Below are 21,631 nucleotides of genomic sequence, written 5' to 3'. Positions count from 1 at the left end.
CTAAATGAATATAGGCATTTATATTTATGATAACGCAGAAGTACTCGACTTTTCAGGCCCTTTTGAAGTTTTCAGTACCGCTAAGCGTTTAGCTGAAAATAACTGGAATGTATTTTTTATTGCGGAGCAAAGTAAGCCTGTAATAGCGCGCGGAGGTTTTAGTGTAAACCCCCATTACAACTTTTTAGATCACCCTCATATTGATTTATTAATTGTGGTAGGTGGCGATCACACCGCCGAATTTAATAAAAAGCAGGTGATTGATTGGATCAGTAAAAGTGCAAAAACAGCTACTCGTGTTGCGTCTGTATGTACGGGCGCGTTTTTGCTCGCAAAAGCCGATTTATTACATGGCTTAAATGTAACAACGCATTGGGAAGATCAAAATGAATTGGCGTTATTATTTCCTGATTTAAATGTAATTAGTGATAAACGTTGGGTGCAGCATAATCAATTTATCACATCAGGGGGGATCTCGGCTGGCATAGATATGAGCCTGCAATTAGTCGCATTGTGCAGTACTGATGAATTTGCTTGCTTAACAGCAAAACAAATGGAATATCAGTGGCATAAAAAATAACAGGCCCAAGTAAAACTACTTATACAACTGTTTGTAATCGACATATCACTCCCCTAAGTCCCAGTATGGGGTATCGCCATAAAAGTCGCTCGCAAAATCAACAAAAGCACGCACTTTGCTCGGTAAAAACTGTCTATTAGCATACACCATGTAAAGCCCCATTGGGTCGGGTTCATAGTCTTGTAAAATGCGCACTACTTTACCTTGAGCCAGCGCTTCGCCTGCAATAAATGTGGGCTGCATAGCAATACCACTTCCCGCAATGGCTGTATTTAGTAGTAAGTCACCATTGTTAGCCACAAAGTTACTTTCAAGCTTTAGCTCGCTTTTTAGCTCATTAACTCCAAATAGGCATTTTGTGGGCTCGCTAAGGGAATAGCGTAAATAATTATGCGACTGTAAATCTAAAAGCGTTTGTGGCGTGCCATGGTGTTTTAAATAATCGGGTGACGCAAATACCGCTAGGTGTATAGGGGCAATTTTTTTAGCTATGAGCGTTGAGTTTTTTAATACGCCAATGCGCAGCGCAATATCAATACCTTGCTCTACTATGTCTACATATTGGTCTGTGAGCCGTAAGTCTAACTTTAAATTTGGATACTGCTTTTGAAAATCAACCAGCAAACCTGCTAAATGCTTAGTACCAAATGACATAGGTGCACTAATACTAAGCACACCCGAAACATTCTCGCTTAAGTTATTTAGTGAGTTTTCCATGTCTTCAATATCAACAAGCACCTGCTGACAACGCTGATAATATTGGTTCCCAGCCTCTGTTACACTTACTTTTCGCGTTGTACGGTGTAATAAACGCGTGTGTAGATTATCTTCCAGCGCAGAAATATATTTGCTGACTAACTGCGGGGAAATATCGAGCTTATCGGCCGCTTTTGAAAACGATCCTTCTTGCACAACGGCCAAAAAGGTTTTCATGGTGGTGAGTTTATCCATTTTTAACAATACTTTATTGATAATGTATAAATAAATACCATATTTATCATCAAAATAAAAACTAATATAGTGCTTAATAACACATCTATTTGTTTAAGGCTTTAGCATGACTCAGCCCGCTTTATTTATATCTCACGGTTCGCCAATGATGGCTGTACAGCAATCGGCTACGTCAGATTTTCTTGTATCATTAGGTCAAACGCTTAGTAAACCACGAGCTATTGTGGTGTTTTCTGCCCACTTTGATGAAGCGCACGATATAGTTATTACATCGGGAGATGCGCCGCAGACTATTCACGACTTTTATAACTTCCCCAAGCCCCTATATGAAATTCAATACCCAGCACCGGGGGACCCTAAGCTCGCTAATACTATTAGTGAGTACTTTTACAAGGCGGGTATTAAAGCCGTGCAAAGTGCCAAGCAAGGTTGGGATCATGGTGTGTGGATCCCGCTGCGCTTAATGTACCCAGCAGCTAATATTCCTATAGTTCAGGTATCTATTAATACACGTCTTGGCACTAAAGCGATGTATAAATACGGACAGTTACTTGCACCATTGCGCAGCGATAACGTATTAATTATTGGCTCAGGCGGTATTAGTCACAATCTACGTGAAATATTTAAAAGCCCCGCTACACCTAACCGTGTTCAAATGGTTAATGAGTTTACCCATTGGGTTGAGCAAAAGTTAATAACGCAAAACACCCAAGCGTTACTTAACTATTTAAATGAAGCACCCAATGCTTTATTTAACCACCCTACTGCAGAGCACTTTTTACCTCTTTTTGCTGCGCTTGGTAGTGGTGACGGTCAAGTTGAAAAAATACATAAAGACATCGAAATGGATATTTTAGCGCTTGATGCATACAAGTTTTATTAAATTGAGCGTTCGTTCAAATTAAGTTAAGCTGTAAGCAAGTACTCTAAAACCAACTTAATTTATTTTATTGCGGAGCAAACATGGCAACTACACTTGCATTTGACGTATACGGTACGCTAATAAACACTCACGGCGTACTGTCCTTACTCGACGACATGATTGGCGATAACGCCCAAGCATTTTCAAATACATGGCGCGAAAAGCAATTAGAGTATTCATTTAGACGTGGATTAATGCAAAATTATATTCCCTTTTCGCTATGTACAAAACACGCACTCGATTACGCCTGCTTAGCGCACAAAACCGAGCTAAGTGAAGGTCAAAAAGAGCAACTGCTAGAGCTTTATAAAACGCTTCCTGCGTTCGATGATGTAAAAGCGGGCCTTGAGCAACTAAAAGCAAAAGATTACCGTTTGTTTGCATTTTCAAATGGGGCTGCCGACGCAGTTCATACCTTATTAGAAACCGCTGGCATTAGTGAGCTTTTTGAAGGGGTAGTAAGTGCCGACGATGTTAAAACCTTTAAACCAAACCCAGGGGTTTATAGCCACTTTTTACGCGAAACCAATTCGACAGGCGCAAACACGTGGCTTGTATCAAGTAATCCGTTTGATGTAACCGGTGCTATATCACATGGTATGCGTGCAGCGTGGATTCAACGATCTGAAGAGTCTATTTTCGATCCGTGGGAAATACAGCCAAATACAATCGCAACCGATTTACTCGATTTAAAAGTAAAATTAGAAAGCGTTAACTAATTTTAATCATACCCTTTATACCTTTGGTGCTTGTGCATTTTAGGTGTAAAGGGGGTTTACGTTTGAACCACTATTAATGCTATATTTTTAAGCAAGTGTTTATTTACTCGTCTAGTTTTTTACCCCTACCCTCTTAACTTAATCTCTGTATTAATAAGCGCAATTAATGCCCTATTTCATCTGAATTAGAGCTGATATCAGAGCGCTCATTCCCTATTGATAAAATGTGATAATTTTGTGATTAATTCGTGACACAGTTGCGAAACTTACCTTCCATAATGTTCCTAAATTAAATAACAAACTTTAGGTTTTAGCTTAGAACAACAGCATTACTTGATATCAACAGGTTTAGATTAATTAAAAAAATTATCAGTTTTTGATTTTTTTCATAAATAAGCATTATTTATTTTATAAACGTCTGGTTTTTTAAACTTAAAGCGAAATAAAACATGCTAATTGAAAATCACGATAAAAATTTAGTTAATTACTTCAAAATTTAAATTTAATAAATTAGTGGAAAATAAAAATGAAATTTAAAAAAGATCACAATGAAAAAAGTTACATATTAAAGGGAATATCTTTTTCAGCCATCGCTCTATCTATCAGCTTAGCGTCAGTTAACGTGTCGGCTGGGGCATGGGTTGGTGAAGAAGGAAGTGGTTATATTAAGTTAGGTTACGCTGATTATACGTCGAGCAAATATCGTGGAAACAACCCAACCTTTGAGCGTTTTGAAGGGCAAAATACATCACTTTACTTGGAGCATGGTTTAGGGAATAACTTCTCTATTTATGGCTCATTATTACATCAAAGCTATGAACAAGAAGATTCTGTAACGGGCACAAGTAGCGCCAGCGGTTTTGGTGATACCGAGGTTGGTATTCGATATCAATGGCAGGCAGAACCTTTTGTTCTATCTACTTCTTTTTTAGTTAAAACCCCTTTTTTATATGATGAGGATGATGGGTTAGGAAATAACCAAGAAGACTACGAAGCCAAAATATTGTTAGGTAAAGGGCTGGATAAGTTTGGTTATATTGGGGCTGAAGTTGGTTATCGGGTTCGTACCGCAGAGCCTTCTGACGAATACAGATACTTGCTTGAGTATGGTTTTAACGTTAATAAAAACATTTATATGCGTGCCAAACTTGACGGAATACTAAGTGCAGAAAATGCAGATTCGTCAACTTCAATCAATGCTGCAAATTTATCAAATCCTTTAGAGTTTGACTCAGGAAAATTTGAACTAGCTACAGGTTGGAATTTTGATAAAAACTCGTCATTAGCTGGCTTTGGTATTGAGCTTACTTTTACACGTGAAATTTACGGTAGCAATATCCTGCAAGGTAATAATATTCAATTTGGTATTACTAAGGTTTATTAAATTATGTCGTTAATTGGTTCGTTAGTACTTGTTGTTCATTTTTTATTATTAGCTATTTTATCTTTATTTGGTTTGCACCGTTTGTCTATGGTATTTCGATGGTTTAAATATCGAAATTTTACACCTCAATCACCTAAAATGTTTGAGAAATTACCAAAGATAACAGTTCAAATTCCACTTTATAATGAAAGGTTAGTTGCCAAAAGGATTGTTGATTCAATTGTATTATTGGAGTATCCGGCTGATCGTTTACAAATACAAATTGTTGATGATTCTAATGACGATACAAGTGAGGTTATTGCTGAACGTGTATCGCATTATAAGCTACAAGGCATAAATATTGAGCACGTACAGCGAACCAATCGTCATGGTTTTAAAGCTGGTGCATTAAAAGAGGCAATGACAACGGCCGATGGTGAATTTATTGCTATCTTTGATGCTGACTTTATACCTACTCCGGATACATTATTAAAAAGTATTCATTTTTTCACTCAAACTGATATTGCCATGGTGCAGTTGCGATGGGAGCATTTAAATCGTCGTAGTAGCTTATTAACAAAAACACAGGCTGTAATGCTCGATGCTCATTTTGGGTTAGAACAGCATGTGCGCTGTGCGAGTGATATGCTTTTTAACTTTAATGGGACTGCAGGTATCTGGCGTACTTCAGCCATTATTGATGCAGGCCATTGGAGTGCTGATACTTTAACTGAGGATTTAGATTTAAGTTATAGAGCTCAACTAGCTGGTTGGAAAATGCAGTATTTAAATCATATAACATGTCCAGGTGAGCTGCCTGCTGATATGAATGCGTTTAAAACTCAGCAGTACCGTTGGGCTAAAGGTGGCGTACAAGTCATGCTTAAAATGCTAAAAACAGTATGGAAAGCAAAAATACCGCTTGTTAAAAAACTTGAATCAACGTTTCATTTATCAAATAACCTAGCTTATTTAGTCATGATGCTAGATACATTATTTTTCTTATTACCTAGCTTATATTTACGTGCGCAATATGATTACATAAACGTTTGGTGGATTGATATTGCCTTATTATTGATGTCTTCAGGCGGACACATTGCATACCTATATTTTGGTCAAGTAGTTTTAGGTCGCTCAAAAATACGTGCATTAGCAAAATTACCTAACTTAGTATTGTTAGGTATACAGTTGGCAATTAATAATTCTAAGGCTGGTTTTGAAGCTTTAATGGGCAAAGAAAGTGAATTTGTCCGCACACCTAAAACAGGTGAACTACAAAAAGCAGAACATACTTATAAAAGTGAAAATCAAGCTTCGCAGGGCTTTAAAAATAAGCCGCACTATAAACCTTTACCTCCTAAAGGTGCCATTTTTGAATTTTTAGTTGCAGCTATCTATGTCGTAGTTTTAGTGTGGGCTGTTATTTACCAATATTGGTTTATATTGCCATTTGTATCGTTGTTAGCTCTTGGGTTTGTTATGTCTGCAGTTAATAGCTTTTATAGTCATTATCAGCTATCTAGACACGCTTAAAATGAACCTGCAATTGTTTAAGCCAAGTTTCACAACTAAAAGTAAATCTTGGCTTTATTTTATAAGCTTAGCTAGTTTAATTGCCCTGAGTTTTTCGAGTTATTTTTTAGCAAATACGTCGCAAAGCAATACTGAATTTCCTGTTAGCAGTATTGGAGTTTATACCATTATTCAATATTGTTTAATGGCATTTTTTATGTTGGTAGCTTGGTCTTTATCTCCTAAATCACGTTATTTAAAAAATTATAAGCTGCTACTAATCACCGCTTTTCTAATGCGTATTGTATTGATTGACGTTGAGCCTTATACCTCTAATGACACAAGTCGTTACCTATTTGATGGGCGAATAGCATATGAAGGCTACGACCCTTATAGCATCAGCCATGACGCGATTGAATTAACACAATTGCGAGAACAGTGGCAACCACCTAAAGAGCATGCAGCTTATGTCACTATTTATCCTCCATTAGCGTTGGCTTTATTTACTTTTTCATCATCATTTGGAGTTGAAAAGGCACAGTTGGTATGGCGGTTTTTGCTATTACTTGCAGGGTTATTAACGGTGTACGTGTCGGCTTTAGTATTAAAAAAGGCCAACAAATTAAATAATTTAGCACTTGTTGCGTTGTCGCCACTGCTGATTTTAGAAACTGGTGTTGGGTTACACATAGATGCTTTTTCTGCATTGGCAGTTGTTGTCGCAATTTATTTTTGGCAGCGACAATTACTTTTATATTGCGGTATCGCTATTGGTATTGGTATGTCGCTGAAAATTTTACCCGTTATGTTATTACTGCCATTATTTTTTTTACAAAAATCATTAAAACCCGCTCTAATGTTGGTGCTCAGCTGGGTTACGACTGTCGCGCTAATTTATGGTACTACCATTGCGCTTGGGTACGTACCCGTAGGCAGTATTAGTGTGTTTTTTGAAAAATGGCGTAATGCGTCCCCTATTTTTACTGCACTTGATTCTCTATTAACTAATTCACAGGTTGTTTTAGCGCTTTTTGTTATGGGAGTTATTGCGGTGTTGTTTATTGCTTATACAAGTTTTAGATACAGTAAAGCCCGCTACATGAGTACATCGGTTATTTATTTTTGTATGCAAGCAGCCTTGGCTTTACCTCTTATGTTAAGCCCTGTGCTTTTTCCTTGGTATTTACTCCCGTTAGTTCCCTTGCTTGCCTTGCGCCCAAATATTTATTTACTTACTTGGTTATTACTTATGCCCATGACATACGAAGTGCTCGGTAATTTCCTTTGCTGTCAACAATGGCAACCTGCGCTTTGGCCTGTTGTACTTTTAGGTGTTTTATACGCGTTAACGTTATTGAGGCTGATTTATCACGGCATCAAAAAGACTTCAAAGCTGAATCACATTGATAATTCATAAACATAAAACTTTATATTGGAATATACAAATTGAATATTATTAATAATTATTATCACTGGTTGCACGGACAATGGCCTGATCGCACTGCAGAAAAGCAACCATTAGTGAATGCCGATGGCACAACCAATATTAAAGGTGTGTATGTTGTTGGTGATTTAACGGGTATTCCTTTACTTAAATTCTCCAGCGATACGGGCGCTAAAGCTATTCGCTCCATTATTGCTGATACTACTTTTAGTACCCGTACGCAAACAGCTGATGTTGTAGATATTATTGTTATTGGTGGTGGTGTTAGTGGGTATTCTGCCGCTATTGAAGGTAAAAAACAGCAGCTTAATGTTACGTTGTTAGAAGGTAATAAACCATTTTCAACGATTGAAAATTTTCCTAATAATAAACCTATTTATACTTACCCCACTGACATGAAGCCTGAAGGCGAATTACAATTTTCAAATAAAGTAAGTCATAAAGAAAACCTGTTGAGCGAACTTAAAGAGCAAACTACTGCCCACAGTATTGAAGCTAAACTGGCGCAAGTTAGCCATGTAAATAAAGAGGGCAACAAACTACGTGTTACTTTAGAGAATGGTGATAGCTTAGTGGCTCACCGTGTGATTGTTGCTATTGGGCGCTCTGGAAATTATCGAAAATTAAATGTTGAAGGTGAAGATTTACCAAAGGTAGCAAATCGTTTTATTGACGCACAATACTATAAAGATAAAGAACTATTAATCGTTGGCGGAGGTGATAGCGCATTAGAGGCTGCGATTGCAACAGCAGAGGAAGGCGCTAAAGTTACTTTATCTTATCGACAAACTCAGTTTAACCGGGCAAAACCAGAGAATGTCGAACAAGTAACACAATTAGTAAAAGATGACAAAGTGACGCTTAAAATGGCGACTCAAGTCAGTAAAATTTCACCACGGTCTGTGCAGTTAAAAAATAAAGATGGTACAGATGAAATATTAGATAACGATAGCGTGTTGTTAGCGACTGGTCGTGAAGCCCCGCTAGATTTCTTCAGACGTTCAAAAATCAATATCAGTGGTGAAAGCACATGGTCTGGCTGGGCTTTCTTTGCCCTGTTTTTAGTCGCATTAACTGCATTATACGATTGGAAAGGCTATGGTTTTTTAAATTCATTTTGGAGTACTTTTTCTTATCCCGATCAAATGCCAACCTTAATTGCAGGCTTTGGCGAATGGTGGCAGTTGCAAGTGAATGATCGCAGTACCTTAATTGGCACAATAGCGGTTTCTTTAAAAAGTCGTTCGTTTTACTACACCGTTCTTTATACCCTATTAATTGGTATTTTTGGTTGGCAACGAATTAAACGACGCAAAACACCTTATGTAACAGTACAAACGTCAGTTTTGTTTGCTATTCAATTGTTTCCATTATTTTTATTGCCAGAAATAATTTTACCATTACTTGGCTATAACGGTGTATTTGATGCAGGAATAGGCAAAAGCTTTGCCGATGCGTTGTTTCCCAGTTATATCTCAGCGCAAGAACTTGCGACGCATACATGGCCTGAATGGGGACACCCACGCGCTTATTGGCATGCATATAGTTTTATCTTCGCTTGGCCGTTAGGTGTGTATACCGTATTTACCGACACTCCCCAAGTTGCTTGGTTAGTTATTGGGGCTATTCAAACATTCGTTATTATTCCAATTATTGTGATGAAGTGGGGCAAAGGCGCTTATTGTAGTTGGATTTGCTCTTGCGGTGCTATGGCTGAAACTATGGGAGATCAGCAACGCCATAAAATGCCACACGGTTCTAAGTGGAATAAGCTAAATATGCTTGGTCAGTTCATTTTATTAATAGCTGCAGTGTTATTAGTCATTCGTGTTTTAGGGTGGATATATCCTGAGTCATGGATGAACCATATGTTTAATCTGTTTTTAAAAGGCGAGAACAAGGACTACCAATTAGTAAACGCATTTAGTTATAAGTGGGTTGTTGATATTTTATTAGCCGGTATTTTAGGGTTTGGCCTTTATTTTAAATATTCAGGGCGTACATGGTGTCGGTTTGCTTGTCCATTAGCGGCATTAATGCATATATACAGTCGCTTTGGTCGCTTTGCTATTGTTAGTGAAAAATCGAAATGTATTAGTTGTAATCAATGTACAACTGTATGCCATCAAGGCATTGATGTTATGGCTTTTGCAAGTAAAGGCCAACCAATGACCGATCCACAATGCGTTCGTTGCTCCGCCTGTGTACAAACCTGCCCAACAGGCACATTGTCTTTTGCTGAAATAAACCGAAAAACTTCCGCCATTATCAAAAAAGATACACTCGCAGCTAGCCCTGTGCAAATGTCTGAAAAATCACGTGGCGGCGTTAACATTATTGAGATTAAAAATGTATAAAGGTCATAAAGTTGCCGTTGTTATTCCTGCTCTTAACGAAGAGCAAGCTATTTCCATTGTGGTCAGAAATTTGATTACTTTAATGTTTGATGAGCAGGCGGTTATTGATAACGTTATTGTTTGTGACAATGGTTCCACAGACAACACTGCAAAAGTAGCAACCGCTAATGGTGCTCAAGTTGTTCATCAAAGTACACCTGGTTATGGTATTGCCTGCTTAACCGCTATTGCTAAGCTTCCCTCATGCGATATTGTACTTTTTGTAGATGGTGATGATTCTTGCTTTGTAGATCAAGCCCTTTCATTACTAAATGGGATTGTTAATGGTGACGATCTTGCTATTGGATCAAGAACCTTAGGCACCATTGAAAATGGAGCTTTAACTAAACCACAACTCTTTGGTAACTGGCTATCTAGCCACTTAATAACACTATTTTGGCAGCAAAAAATAACTGATTTAGGGCCATTTAGGGCCATTCGCTTCTCGTCGCTGCACACTTTAAATATGGCTGATACCTCGTTTGGCTGGACTGTAGAAATGCAGGTTAAAGCGATCATTCTTGGTATGCAAGTGAGCGAATACGCTGTTGACTCTAAAGTGCGAATAGGACAATCAAAAATTAGCGGCACAGTAATGGGCTCATTTAAAGCTGGTATCGGTATTTTATCCATGATTGCAACGTTATTTATTCGCCAATCCAGTGTTAAAAATACAGCGCAGCTTAAAGGTAGTGAGTATGAATAAGCGTGGGCTAAGTAATAACCGAGCAACAAAGAGTAAGTCGTCTTTAGGACGACCTAAGGGCAGTACATGCTTGGCATTGATGTTGCGTTATTGCCTCTTTATGGGAAATAACAACACCACATAGGCTCAGCCCTACCTAAAAACCAAACATACGGCTGCAAACTCAGCCTAGAAAGATAAACAAGCCCTAGTTATAAATGCGAATTACAAAATTATTAGTGCTACGTGAGCTGTGATTAAAATGAATAAAATAAACCAAAGTAATAAAGCGTCAAAACAAACAATTAGATTAGTTATAAATCAAGCGACGTTAGTTGTTTTTTGTAAACGGCCTAAACTCAACCAAGGTAAGCAGCGGCTTGCTGAAGGCTCGAATGCGCAATGCGCACTTAAAATTGCACATGCATTATTAGCATGCGCAATAGAAGATGCTAATAATTGGCAAGGGCCTGTTGTTATTGCTTGTTCAAGCGAAAGCGATATTCAGTGGGCGCATTCTTTAGTAAGTAATGCCCACGTAATAACGCAATTACCGCTTGGGCAGTTAGGCAACTTAGGCGATAGATTAAACTATGTTGATAATCAGCTGCGAGCACAAGGGCATGAGCAACTAGTGTTCATAGGTACTGATGCTCCAATACTTAACCATCAATATTTTGAGGCAACGATTAGTGCATTACAAAGTAATGACGTAGCTTTGCATCATGCTGATGATGGTGGCGTCATCATTATGGCTAACAAAGTAGCTTGGCCAGTACTAACCCATTTACCTTGGAGCACGAATGAATTATCACAATCATTATCACAACAGTGTAGGCAGAATAAATTATCGGTGAAGTATTGCTTACCAGGTTACGATATTGATTATGTCAGCGATCTTAAAAAATTATTTATTGATCTACAGTCAGATACTCGCCCAGCACGTAAAGCTCTATTACATACAATTAATGATCTATTCTCGCTCGCTAAAGTGAGTTTTCATGAGTAATATTCTGAACTATGAGGTTATAAAAGTATGTTAAGTATTATTATTCCTACTTTAAATGAAGAAAAAACAGGGTATTTACAACGGATCCTCAAGGCGTATCAACATTTAAAAAACTGCGAAATAATTTGTGTGGATGGGGGAAGCACCGATAACACCATCGATATAATTAATGCTGCGGGCGTGTGCTTAATTAAAACCGATATAGCATCACGAGCAGGCCGGCTCAATGCGGGTATTGTGCAAGCAAATGCTGACACAATTGTGCTTCATCACCCTCGTAGCATAATTGATATTGCAGGGTTGAATGCGTTAAACAAACACGCAGATCAGATGTCGTGGGGGGCTTTTACCCATAAATTTAATATACGCCATCCATTACTTCAGTTTACCTCTTGGTATTCTAATTATATTCGCGGTGATAAACGGGGAGTGTATTATTTAGACCATTGTTTATTTGCAAAAAAACAACTTCTACTCGACGTAGGTATGTTGCCGCTAATAGATATTTTTGAAGATACAGAGCTATGTTTACGGCTTAAACTCAAATGTAAAGCAAAGCGTCTACCGTTTATTAGCGAAACCTCTGCGATACGCTTTCAAGTTAACGGACTCTATCGACAGGCTTTAACTAATCAGTACATGAAGTGGTTATATTATTTTAACCGTTCAGATACTGCGATGAATCAGCGCTATGAAAAAGGTATTCAGCTTAATACTCAATACGACGAAAGACAAAAATAAGGTATTTACCTTAACTTGACTTAATTAACTCAATCACTGTATTCATCCGTTTTGCCAGTGGCCTATTTCGATGGTGACATGCATAAATAGTCTCATTAACGGGATTGGCTAAATAGTGCGTTTTAATAAGCTCAGGCTTATTAAAAGCACCTACCGCATTGGCAGGTAATACCGTAAAACCTAAGCCTAAACTTACAGGCTCTAGTATTAAGCTAATTTGGTTGGAAAACCCCGTCTGCTTTATTTGCTCAATATGTTCAAATTCATCGTAGTTTTCGCTAAGTAGTAGTTGCGCATGATGGTTTGCATCAGGATGAGCAATAAAACCCAGCTCACACAGTGTTTGCCAATTCGGTGTATTTATACCCGCAGGTGTAATAAGTAATAGCGCTTCTTTATCAATTTTATAACTGATCACTTCGCTAAGTGTAGGGGCTTGGGTTAAAAAGCCAATATCGGCACTGTAATTTGCCACAGCTTGCTCCACACTCACATTTGGCGCAAAGCGGTAATCAATAGTTAGTGCTTTATGCTCACATTGCAGTGCTAATAATTGATTGTAAAACTTTAAACCACAACTGCCCGGCGATTGAATTTTTACTGCTCCGCTAAAAGGTGAATCATCTTTTAATTGCTGCTCTAAAAACTGCCAGTCTTTGATAAGTTGGCTACCCTGCTGATATAAGTTTTGACCCTGTGGCGTGAGTGAAAACTGCTTACCGTGGCGCTCAAGTAAAGCACAATCAACTTGTTGCTCTAGCTTTTTAATATGCTGGCTTACACCAGACTGCGTCATATAAAGGCGCTCAGCTGTTTTGGTAAAATGATTTACCTCAACCAAGGTGCAAAATGTGTTTAACCATGTCGGATTTATCATTACAAAACGTACTCAAAGTTATGATTAATGATAATTTTACTTAATGTTTGTCGATTCGTAAACTAACTCCATCAACGAGTCACAAGATAAGTCACAAGTTAAAGAGGAAGCATTATGAGTCATACATACCCACGTAGTTTTTCGCACATTGGTATTTCGGTTCCCGACGTTGAAAAAGCCGTTGAGTTTTACACTAAGGTTATGGGTTGGTACACCATTATGGAACCCACTTTAATAACCGAAGACAAAAGCCCCATTGGCGAAATGTGTACCGAAGTATTTGGTGAAAAATGGGAAAAATTCAAAATAGCGCACCTTTCAACGGGCGATCGTATTGGTGTAGAAATTTTTGAATTTAAAAACCAAGAAAACCCAAAAGACAACTTTGAATACTGGAAAACAGGGATCTTTCATTTTTGTGTTCAAGACCCTGATGTAGAAGGCTTAGCAGAGCGTATTGTAGAAGCTGGCGGTAAAAAGCGTATGCAAGCCCCGCGCTATTACTACCCTGGCGAAAAGCCATACCGCATGATCTACATGGAAGACCCGTTTGGCAACATCCTTGAGATTTACAGCCACAGCTACGAGCTAATTTACAGCGCAGGCGCTTATTAAAAGCATTGAGCTAAAAACAAAGGCCGCAGTATTTATTAGTGCAGCCTTTTTGTTTCAGCTATAGCGCTTTTATTTTTACTAATCGTGAGGGTATACGGTGCCGTTTTTATTTATGATTGCGCTCCACTGCTCTATTATTTCATTTGCACTGGCAAGTTCACTTTCGCTAAGTTGCGGATACTGTCGCTGCTCAAACCACGCATAGCGATTATAAATATCATTATTATCGGTGATTTCCATAATTAATCGGTTTAGCGCGTAAGACTTTGCAAAACTTTTTTCACCAAGCTGCTGTGAATAATACACATTAGATAAAGAGATTAATGCCTTTTCACTACCATGTTGAGCAGCGTATTCTAAAAATACTATTTTTTGTTTATTAAAATTATCTCTTTTTTTAATGAACTCAGCGCGTTTTAGTGTCGAAAAACCTTGCGACTTCATAAAAAACTCAGCCGTTAGATTAACAAATGACTCTTGTGCGGCGACAAACCCATTTTTCGCTGCATCTTCTAAATACGCATAAAATTGGTGACGCTCAATACTATTAATGCCCTTACAATAATCAAACTTTTCTATTTTTCTATCAGCGGCTTCGCCGACATCACTGTACTGAGAGATCTGTTCTAACTCAGCCTGTAGAGCGTTGTCATCAATTGGTGCCGACAAACAATACCTTAAGTTTGTAGCGATGATATATTTTGCTTCGTTATCACCATCGTTTGCTGCCGCTTGTAAACGTTTAAAGTGCTCCCTAAACTCCCCTTGCAGTTTCCATTGCGGTCTGGTCATAATAACTCGCTGATACTTACCTTCCCTTGATGAAAGGGCACTGTTAGTCACCTTTTTGTTTGTCAGTAAGTCAGTATTGACTGCTTTTTCAGGAGTTTTTTGAGGTAATACAGTTAAATAATTAGAGGTTTGCTCTGCTGAAGTCGGTGGAGCCGACGCTTTATTGTAAAAATAACCAACAGTACATAACATTAGAGAGACTATTAAAAATATAGATAGATAAACCCACCCTAGCTTATGCATGTTATTGTTTTTCAAATCACTTACCTTATAAAAAGAACATAAGAATGGTAATTAAGACGGGTGTCTTGATTATAGATTATTCATTACGGGAGATGAACCGCCCATTGCACTTCCTGCCAATAAAAAGCGCATGATGGTTGGTATGGGCGCTGGAGGTTAGAGACCTCCGGCTACCCGATTAGGTGTTACCACGCTCAGCTGTCAGGATGAGCTTCCATCCAACTTCTCGAAGTCAAATTTAGCCTTGGATACTACAAATAAGTCACACTGAACAACAGCCGCATCATTTAAATTAAAAAGAACATAATTACGCCCTTTAGTTAAAGAGCTTTTATAAATAATCCCGTCATACCCTTTCGATTTAATAAACTCTGATATTATTTGCGTCGGCACATATTCTGACTTGGAATCAGATCCCATTACAGGCCAAGAAAAAGCAATATCCATTGCAGCCCACACAGCGGCAATTCTCTGATTAATAGAAGGTTCGTCGAAGGAGAAATATGGGTACTGTTCAGCATCAGCCGTCTCCGAAAAATCAATCAACTTCACATCCTTTGTCAAATGCAATTGGGCGATTGTTAAGGTTAATCCAGGCCAAGGTCTCACTTCGTGTATCGCAGTTTCCGCATCTGCTGCTACATATAAACAAGGAATCCCTTTTGAATTCGCCCTCCCCTCAGAGGCGTTATTGGTCAATGGCTTCATTCGTTCGAATGGGAAAGGAATACGCTTATCAACATGGAACTCTTGCTCTACATTATCAGAAGCCTTCTCCTCACCACATCCAGTTTGTGCGCGCCACACCACAGAACCAACTTTTAAGGTTTTAACCCTGTCACTACAAGTGTCATTAATTGAATTTAGAAATTCACTCGACTCATTATCTAAAATGTAGCGCAGCTTAGCTTAGAGCACGCTTTTTCAGAAAAGTCAGAATAGCTTAACCAAGATTTGAAGCTCATTCATATTCCTTAGTTTGTAGTAACACATAACATTTTAGTATTTATGCGACACGCAGTTTGTGTTGCAGTGTCGCTTATTGGACTGAGGCGCCACCTGCTCGGTGTTGTTTATGCTATGAACTTTACATTTAAAGAAAGGCTTTTTGTGACATCAACTACATTAAGCCTATTTAATCGGCGCGCCTGTCGTATCTGAGCTGTCCCTGCATTGAACAGTGTTTATTATGTTGTTATTACACCTAAATTTTGTTTGATAAGCAACCAGGTTATTTAAACACACAGCCGCTACTAGCCTGAACAATTAAGCAGGTTAGCTCATTGAATGTTTGGTTATCGCTTAAGATCATAGTGCTGGGTAGCTCAACATGATCGTACTTTGTTTATTAAGTAACGATTACTCTAAAACATCTACTACGAGTCACCTTTGCCTGCGCTGCGTGTTTCACCACGATAAACTTAGGTTATTACTAAATTACTCTGTTGCGCACCGCTAATATGAAACACGGTTAATTTGCTTTTAAAAGGTTTGCCTTGAGTGATTTTTACACTAGCGGGCATGTTTACATCACGTTAGTATGGAACTCTATTAAGTTACAAAACGATAATTACATGACTTTAAAAACAAACGCATTAATTTATTTTTTAGCCTTTTGCAGTGGTTTTTGCATTATGGGGATTGAGCTTTTAGGAGGGCGAATACTTGCGCCTTTTTTTGGGAGCAGTGTACATATTTGGGGCAGCATAATAACGGTGTTTATGCTCAGCTTATCATTTGGTTATTTACTTGGCGGTAAGCTAAGTACTAAAAATGCATCGCTTACTAAATATGGTTTAATATTTTTAGTCGCCAGCATTATGGTGGTGCCTATTACGTTATTTTCGCAGCCAATAATGGAGTTTATATTCACGCATATTGAAGATAGCCGTTATGGTTCGCTGTTAGCTTCAACTGCATTATTTTTTATTCCAACCGTTATTTTAGGTATGATTTCGCCCTACTCAGTACGTTTATTGGTAACCGATAGCGATAAAAGTGGTCAAGTAGCGGGGCGTTTATACTTTGTAAGTACGCTTGGCAGTGCGCTGGGTACTATTATCACCTCTTTTTACTTTGTGCTCGCGTTTGACGTAAATACAATTATTGGCGCTTTTGCTTTAACGCTTGGGTCACTTGGTTTAGTGGCTATTGTTGTTAATAGCTTGGTGAATAACAAGGAGCTTGCTCATGCTTAAATATTTACTACTGCCGTTAATCGTGTTTTCGGGGGTTGCGTTTAGTAAGGTTATTCATGAAGAGCGCTCGCTTTATCGCAATATTATTGTTGAAGACACTAGCGACTTACGTTGTCTTAAATTTAATACTAAAAGTAGCCAAACAAGCCAAAGCTGCATGTACAAAAATGACCCTGACAAACTTGTTTTTAACTACACTAAACTTACTTTTGCCAGCCTTTTAGTAGCCGATAACCCTAAAAATGTACTTATTATAGGATTAGGTGGCGGTACGCTTTCTAATGTTATTCATGAACTATATCCAGAGGCAAAAATTCATAATGTTGAAATAGATCCCGCTGTAACTAAAGTTGCACGCGATTACTTTAACTTTATAGAAAATGACTTAGTGACATCAAGCGTGCAAGATGGCCGTATTTTTATAAAACGCGCCGCTATTAAAAAGCAAATGTACGATTGGATAATTTTAGATGCCTTTAACGGCGACTATATTCCGGAGCATTTACTCACTAAAGAGTTTTTTGAAGAGGTACAAAGCGTATTGGCCGAAGGTGGTGTTATAGCTGCAAATACATTTTCAAGTAGTAAGCTTTATGAGCATGAGTCGGCAACTTACCACGCTGTATTTGGCGACTTTATAAATGTAAGCCGTGAAAATCGTAGTAACCGTATTATTTTAGCGGGACTTAAAGCGCCGCCAACTAACGAGCAAATAAAGGCACAGGTTAAAATACTTGAGCCTCGCTTGGCAAAATACGGCATTGATATAAAAGCAATTAGCGAATTTATGCATTTTACAAAAGACGGTCAAGATTGGCCTGCTGATACGAAAGTGCTTACAGACCAATATTCTCCCGCTAATTTACTTAATTTTTAAGGTGCTTTTATAAAGCGCGAAGTAATAGATAAGTTACTTGAGCGCGAAGTAAATTCGCACCTACAAGTTCGGCGTTTATTTATGTAGGTGAGGTTTTATACCTCGCTTATATTTTTATTGGAAGGCAAGCGCGATGTAAATTCGCACCTACAAGTTCGGCGTTTATTTATGTAGGTGGGGTTTTATACCTCGCTTATATTTTTATTTGCAGGCAAGCGCGATGTAAATTCGCACCTACAAGTTCGGCGTTTATTTATGTAGGTGAGGTTTTATACCTCGCTTATATTTTTATTTGCAGGCAAACGCGAAGTAAATTCGCACCTACAAGTTCGGCTTTTATTTAGGTAGGTGAGGTTTTATACCTCGCTTATATTTTTATTTGCAGGCAAGCGCGAAGTAAATTCGCACCTACAAGTTCGGCGTTTATTTATGTAGGTGAGGTTTTATACCTCGCTTATATTTTTATTTGCAGGCAAACGCGAAGTAAATTCGCACCTACAAGTTCGGCTTTTATTTTTAGGTAGGTGAGGTTTTATACCTCGCTTATATTTTTATTTACAGGCAAGCGTGAAGTAAATTCGCACCTACAAGTTCGGCTTTTATTTATGTAGGTGAGGTTTTATACCTCGCTTATATTTTTATTTGAAGTCAAGCGTGAAGTAAATTCGCATCTACAAGTTCGGCGTTTATTTTGAGACACCTCGCTTTATGCCTTACTGCACATCTTTAATCCATTTTTAACTAATATATTTACGTTGTTTATTAAGTAGTGATATTATAGTTAGCCTGCTAACTAATTAAGTGCGCTATGGTTAAAAACATTCCATTTTATGAAACTCTTGATTTAACACTTTGCGGCAATATGGGCCGTGTGCATCGCTTATGCCGTGAAGCGGTAACTATTGCTGTTGAGCCTTTAGGGTTAACACAGTCGCGCTGGACTGCCTTAATGCATATAAATATGCTCAAAGAGGGCGTTACTCAATTAGCGCTTTCACAGAGCTTAGGCATAGAGATGCCGTCGCTTACGCGCACGCTCAAACAGTTAGAAGAGCAATCGCTGATTGTGCGCCGCGTAGATGAGCACGATAAACGCAGTAAAAAGCTTTATTTTACCGAGCAAGGTCGCAGCATTTTACACACCTTAAATGAGCGAATAACAGATATTAAAGCGCAGTTATATAATGGTTTTAGTCATGCACAATTAGATGCAATGGCATACGGCTTGGTAAAAATGGAAGAAAACGCACTCAATTGCATTAAATCTCAAACAAAGGCTAAAAATGACACCTGATCAAAAATTTGCCCGCTATGTAAGACTCTCCCTCATTGGGTTTGTTTTAGTGTTTATTTACTATTTAATGGCTGATATTTTTTTACCTGTAACGCCTCAAGCGCGGGTGTATCATCCTGTTGTGCAAATATCGCCACAAATAAGTGGCCGAGTAACTAGTGTATTAGTAAGTAATAACAAACCTGTGAAAGCAGGCGATATTTTGTTTCATATTGACCAAGGACCTTACAACTTAGCGTACGAACAAGCTAAGCTGGCACTTGACGATGCTAAATTACAAAACAAACGACTCGATACAAATGTAAAAGCGCTTGAGGCGCAAATAAGTGCTGCAAAAGCCAAACAACATGAGCAAAGATTATTAAAAAACCGAGGCGAAAAGCTCTACAAACAAAACTCCATATCAGAGCAAGAGCTTGAAAGTATTCGTGCTAATTATCAAGCAAGCAAAGCAAATGTAGCAGCGTATGAGGCGCAATTATCGGAAGCTATTTTAGCCCGTGGCGAGTCAGGTGATAAAAACTTAGCAATGCGCCATGCTGCAAATCAGTTAGCGCAAGCTGAGTTGAATTTATCGTATACGCAAGTGCGTGCATTGAGTGATGGCATAGTTGCTAACTTACAATTGCTTGATGGTGCATATGCCGTTGCAGGTAAACCGTTATTAGCGATTGTGGCTAAAAAAGCCGACTTAGTTGCCGATTTTAGAGAAAAATCACTGCTGCACATGAAGCGCGGTAGCCTAGCAAAAGTCGTTTTTGATAGTCGCCCTGGAGAGGTTTATGACGCGACACTTGAGGCGTTTGAGGCCGGTGTAAGCAATGGTCAGTTAAGTGCCAATGGTTTGCTCAGTACTACAGAGATCAGTAACCGCTGGGTGCGCGATGCGCAGCGACAACGTATTCATCTAAAATTAGTTAACAACCAAAATTTAATTGAAAATATGCCAAGTGGTGCACGTGCTACAGTGCAATTATTGCCAGAGTCAACTATTGGGCAGTGGTTTGGCGCAGCGCAAATTAGGTTTATTAGTTGGTTACACTACATTTATTAATGGAGGAGGTATGACTCAAGTTGTTAGCCAAGGACCACAATTAGATTCTAATGGCCTTCGCCAAGCACTGCGTATCGCTGGCGGATGTACTATCGGTTTTGCCATTAGTAAATTGATGAATTGGCCAAACGGTATATTTTTTACTGTTTATCCTATGTTGTTACTCGGTATGGTGCCTACATTAAGCCGAGGTGTTATCAATCAATTTATAGCGTCGGCGGCTTTTAGTGCATTTATAGTACTTGTAATACAGGGGCTATTTTCTCATTTGCCTGTCGTTATGACGCTACTTGTATTTGGCATATTTTGTTTTTTATTTCATAAAATGAGTAGCGGTAGCGCCTTTTTATTTGGTGCTTTAGGCGTGGTTAGCCTTTCAATTCAACTGCATTTTTTGAGCTATGTTGATCAAGGCAGTAGTATTTATCCGCTGATTTTAAGTAACGGTTTGGCTATCCTATTAACTGTGATTATTGCCGCGATAATGCATGGGGTATTTCCTGATGTAACCGCAAGGCCTGGTCGAGTAATGCCAGCTAAACCTAAAGAAAGCATTCGCCATGAGGTACTACTTTGCGCCAGTGTGGCAACGCTTTCGTTTGTGGTTTTTCAGGTGCTTGATTTACAAGATTCAATTTCAGCACAAGCAGCCTCAGTACTTATTTTATTTTCATTGTGTTGGAAAGCAGCAGGTATGGCAGGCTGGCAACGTGCAATTGGTACATTGATTGGTTGCAATGCAGCGCTGTTATCACAGTTGTTTTTGTACAACCATAGCGATTTTTTACTTTTTCCGGTTGCTATATTGTGGATTTTATCCTTTGTGTTTGCACGGTTTCACATTTTAGGCGGCGGTATTCCTGGTATCGGGTTTGGTGTATTAACCACATTTGGTATTTTATTTGGGCAGTCGTTGGGCCCAGGACAAGACTTAATTTACAGTGCGTTGTATCGATTTAGTTCGGTATCGGTGGCGATTATTTTAAGCTTGTGCGCTGTATATGTTATGCATCATTTACTTAATCGCTTTAGTGCAACGCGCCATCATACCTTTGATTAAATAAATTTTAATTATTAAGCCATTTTAAAAACTGCGTTTTTACACGCCAGCAAGCTGTGCGTCTACCAGTTAACAAGGTTACACCGTTTTGTAGACGTAGAGCTTGCTCACGTGAGAAGCAAGGCTTCTAATTATTAAGTTATTTTAAAAACTGCGTTTTTACACGCCAGCAAGCTGTGCGTCTACCAGTTAACAAGGCTGCACGTTTTGTAGACGTAGAGCTTGCTCACGTGAGAAGCAAGGCTTCTAATTATTAAGTTATTTTAAAACTGCGTTTTTATACGCCAGCAAGCTGTGCG

General features: G+C 38.6%; 20 protein-coding genes. 16 read left to right on the top strand and 4 right to left on the bottom strand.

Annotated features, from left to right (window positions below; genetic code table 11):
* Nucleotides 1–4: 4 nt before the first annotated feature.
* Complete coding sequence (locus tag DC53_RS09130; protein ID WP_033030093.1) at nucleotides 5–580, top strand: DJ-1/PfpI family protein; 576 nt, start codon at nucleotides 5–7, stop codon at nucleotides 578–580.
* Between the two features lie 45 nt (nucleotides 581–625).
* On the opposite strand, the gene DC53_RS09135 is transcribed toward DC53_RS09130, so the two are convergent.
* The gene (locus tag DC53_RS09135; RefSeq protein ID WP_033030090.1) at nucleotides 626–1,531 is read right to left on the bottom strand and encodes a LysR family transcriptional regulator; all 906 of its coding nucleotides are present in this window, start codon (nucleotides 1,529–1,531) and stop codon (nucleotides 626–628) included.
* A gap of 106 nt (nucleotides 1,532–1,637) precedes the next feature.
* Here DC53_RS09135 and DC53_RS09140 point away from each other — a divergent pair, with 106 nt between their 5' ends.
* The 9 genes from DC53_RS09140 to DC53_RS09180 all read left to right on the top strand — a co-directional run bounded on the left by DC53_RS09140 (nucleotide 1,638) and on the right by DC53_RS09180 (nucleotide 12,322).
* A complete protein-coding gene (locus tag DC53_RS09140) occupies nucleotides 1,638–2,414 on the top strand; it encodes a DODA-type extradiol aromatic ring-opening family dioxygenase (RefSeq protein WP_008134397.1) in 777 nt (258 codons plus the stop codon).
* A gap of 80 nt (nucleotides 2,415–2,494) precedes the next feature.
* On the top strand, nucleotides 2,495–3,172 hold the full coding sequence (locus DC53_RS09145; RefSeq protein ID WP_033030088.1) for a haloacid dehalogenase type II: 678 nt from the start codon (nucleotides 2,495–2,497) through the stop codon (nucleotides 3,170–3,172).
* A 526-nt stretch (nucleotides 3,173–3,698) separates the two neighbouring features.
* Nucleotides 3,699–4,556, top strand: coding sequence for a hypothetical protein (locus DC53_RS09150; RefSeq protein WP_007378776.1), 858 nt, complete (start codon nucleotides 3,699–3,701; stop codon nucleotides 4,554–4,556).
* Between the two features lie 3 nt (nucleotides 4,557–4,559).
* A complete protein-coding gene (locus DC53_RS09155) occupies nucleotides 4,560–6,068 on the top strand; it encodes a glycosyltransferase (protein ID WP_007378777.1) in 1,509 nt (502 codons plus the stop codon).
* A gap of 1 nt (nucleotide 6,069) precedes the next feature.
* A complete protein-coding gene (locus DC53_RS09160) occupies nucleotides 6,070–7,464 on the top strand; it encodes an MptA/MptB family glycosyltransferase (RefSeq protein WP_007378778.1) in 1,395 nt (464 codons plus the stop codon).
* A 29-nt stretch (nucleotides 7,465–7,493) separates the two neighbouring features.
* Nucleotides 7,494–9,848, top strand: coding sequence for an NAD(P)-binding domain-containing protein (locus DC53_RS09165; RefSeq protein WP_033030086.1), 2,355 nt, complete (start codon nucleotides 7,494–7,496; stop codon nucleotides 9,846–9,848).
* Complete coding sequence (locus DC53_RS09170) at nucleotides 9,841–10,593, top strand: glycosyltransferase family 2 protein (protein WP_033030085.1); 753 nt, start codon at nucleotides 9,841–9,843, stop codon at nucleotides 10,591–10,593. The genes DC53_RS09165 and DC53_RS09170 overlap by 8 nt, the downstream gene beginning before the upstream one ends.
* A 241-nt stretch (nucleotides 10,594–10,834) precedes the next feature.
* On the top strand, nucleotides 10,835–11,581 hold the full coding sequence (locus tag DC53_RS09175) for a TIGR04282 family arsenosugar biosynthesis glycosyltransferase (RefSeq protein WP_007378781.1): 747 nt from the start codon (nucleotides 10,835–10,837) through the stop codon (nucleotides 11,579–11,581).
* 27 nt (nucleotides 11,582–11,608) lie between these two features.
* The gene (locus tag DC53_RS09180; RefSeq protein ID WP_007378782.1) at nucleotides 11,609–12,322 is read left to right on the top strand and encodes a glycosyltransferase; all 714 of its coding nucleotides are present in this window, start codon (nucleotides 11,609–11,611) and stop codon (nucleotides 12,320–12,322) included.
* A 10-nt stretch (nucleotides 12,323–12,332) separates the two neighbouring features.
* Here DC53_RS09180 and DC53_RS09185 read toward each other — a convergent pair whose 3' ends face one another.
* Nucleotides 12,333–13,199, bottom strand: a complete 867-nt coding sequence (locus tag DC53_RS09185) for a LysR family transcriptional regulator (RefSeq protein WP_007378783.1) — start codon at nucleotides 13,197–13,199, stop codon at nucleotides 12,333–12,335.
* Nucleotides 13,200–13,313: 114 nt separating this feature from the next.
* Here DC53_RS09185 and DC53_RS09190 point away from each other — a divergent pair, with 114 nt between their 5' ends.
* On the top strand, nucleotides 13,314–13,814 hold the full coding sequence (locus DC53_RS09190; protein WP_007583656.1) for a lactoylglutathione lyase family protein: 501 nt from the start codon (nucleotides 13,314–13,316) through the stop codon (nucleotides 13,812–13,814).
* A gap of 78 nt (nucleotides 13,815–13,892) precedes the next feature.
* Here DC53_RS09190 and DC53_RS09195 read toward each other — a convergent pair whose 3' ends face one another.
* Together DC53_RS09195 and DC53_RS09200 are read right to left on the bottom strand one after the other, a co-directional pair.
* A complete protein-coding gene (locus tag DC53_RS09195) occupies nucleotides 13,893–14,864 on the bottom strand; it encodes a hypothetical protein (RefSeq protein WP_131649246.1) in 972 nt (323 codons plus the stop codon).
* Nucleotides 14,865–15,050: 186 nt separating this feature from the next.
* A complete protein-coding gene (locus DC53_RS09200; protein ID WP_204247259.1) occupies nucleotides 15,051–15,656 on the bottom strand; it encodes an RES family NAD+ phosphorylase in 606 nt (201 codons plus the stop codon).
* 767 nt (nucleotides 15,657–16,423) lie between these two features.
* Here DC53_RS09200 and DC53_RS09205 point away from each other — a divergent pair.
* The 5 genes from DC53_RS09205 (at nucleotide 16,424) to DC53_RS09225 (ending at nucleotide 21,332) form a co-directional block, all read left to right on the top strand.
* Nucleotides 16,424–17,047 (top strand): fused MFS/spermidine synthase, encoded by a 624-nt coding sequence (locus tag DC53_RS09205; RefSeq protein ID WP_033015969.1) that lies wholly within the window; start codon nucleotides 16,424–16,426, stop codon nucleotides 17,045–17,047.
* Entirely contained in the window at nucleotides 17,040–17,924 is an 885-nt protein-coding gene (locus DC53_RS09210; protein WP_033030079.1) for a spermidine synthase, read from the top strand. Before DC53_RS09205 ends, DC53_RS09210 begins: the two co-directional genes overlap by 8 nt.
* A gap of 808 nt (nucleotides 17,925–18,732) precedes the next feature.
* Entirely contained in the window at nucleotides 18,733–19,218 is a 486-nt protein-coding gene (locus DC53_RS09215) for a MarR family transcriptional regulator (RefSeq protein ID WP_007378789.1), read from the top strand.
* A complete protein-coding gene (locus DC53_RS09220) occupies nucleotides 19,208–20,272 on the top strand; it encodes an HlyD family secretion protein (protein ID WP_033030077.1) in 1,065 nt (354 codons plus the stop codon). Before DC53_RS09215 ends, DC53_RS09220 begins: the two co-directional genes overlap by 11 nt.
* Before the next feature lie 10 nt (nucleotides 20,273–20,282).
* Nucleotides 20,283–21,332 (top strand): DUF2955 domain-containing protein, encoded by a 1,050-nt coding sequence (locus tag DC53_RS09225; protein ID WP_033030109.1) that lies wholly within the window; start codon nucleotides 20,283–20,285, stop codon nucleotides 21,330–21,332.
* The last annotated feature ends 299 nt before the right edge of the window (nucleotides 21,333–21,631 follow it).

Origin of the sequence: Pseudoalteromonas fuliginea, assembly GCF_000690055.1 — a bacterium.
In the GTDB taxonomy this organism is placed as follows: Bacteria; Pseudomonadota; Gammaproteobacteria; order Enterobacterales; family Alteromonadaceae; genus Pseudoalteromonas; species Pseudoalteromonas fuliginea.
This window is presented reverse-complemented; position numbering and strand designations above follow the sequence as displayed.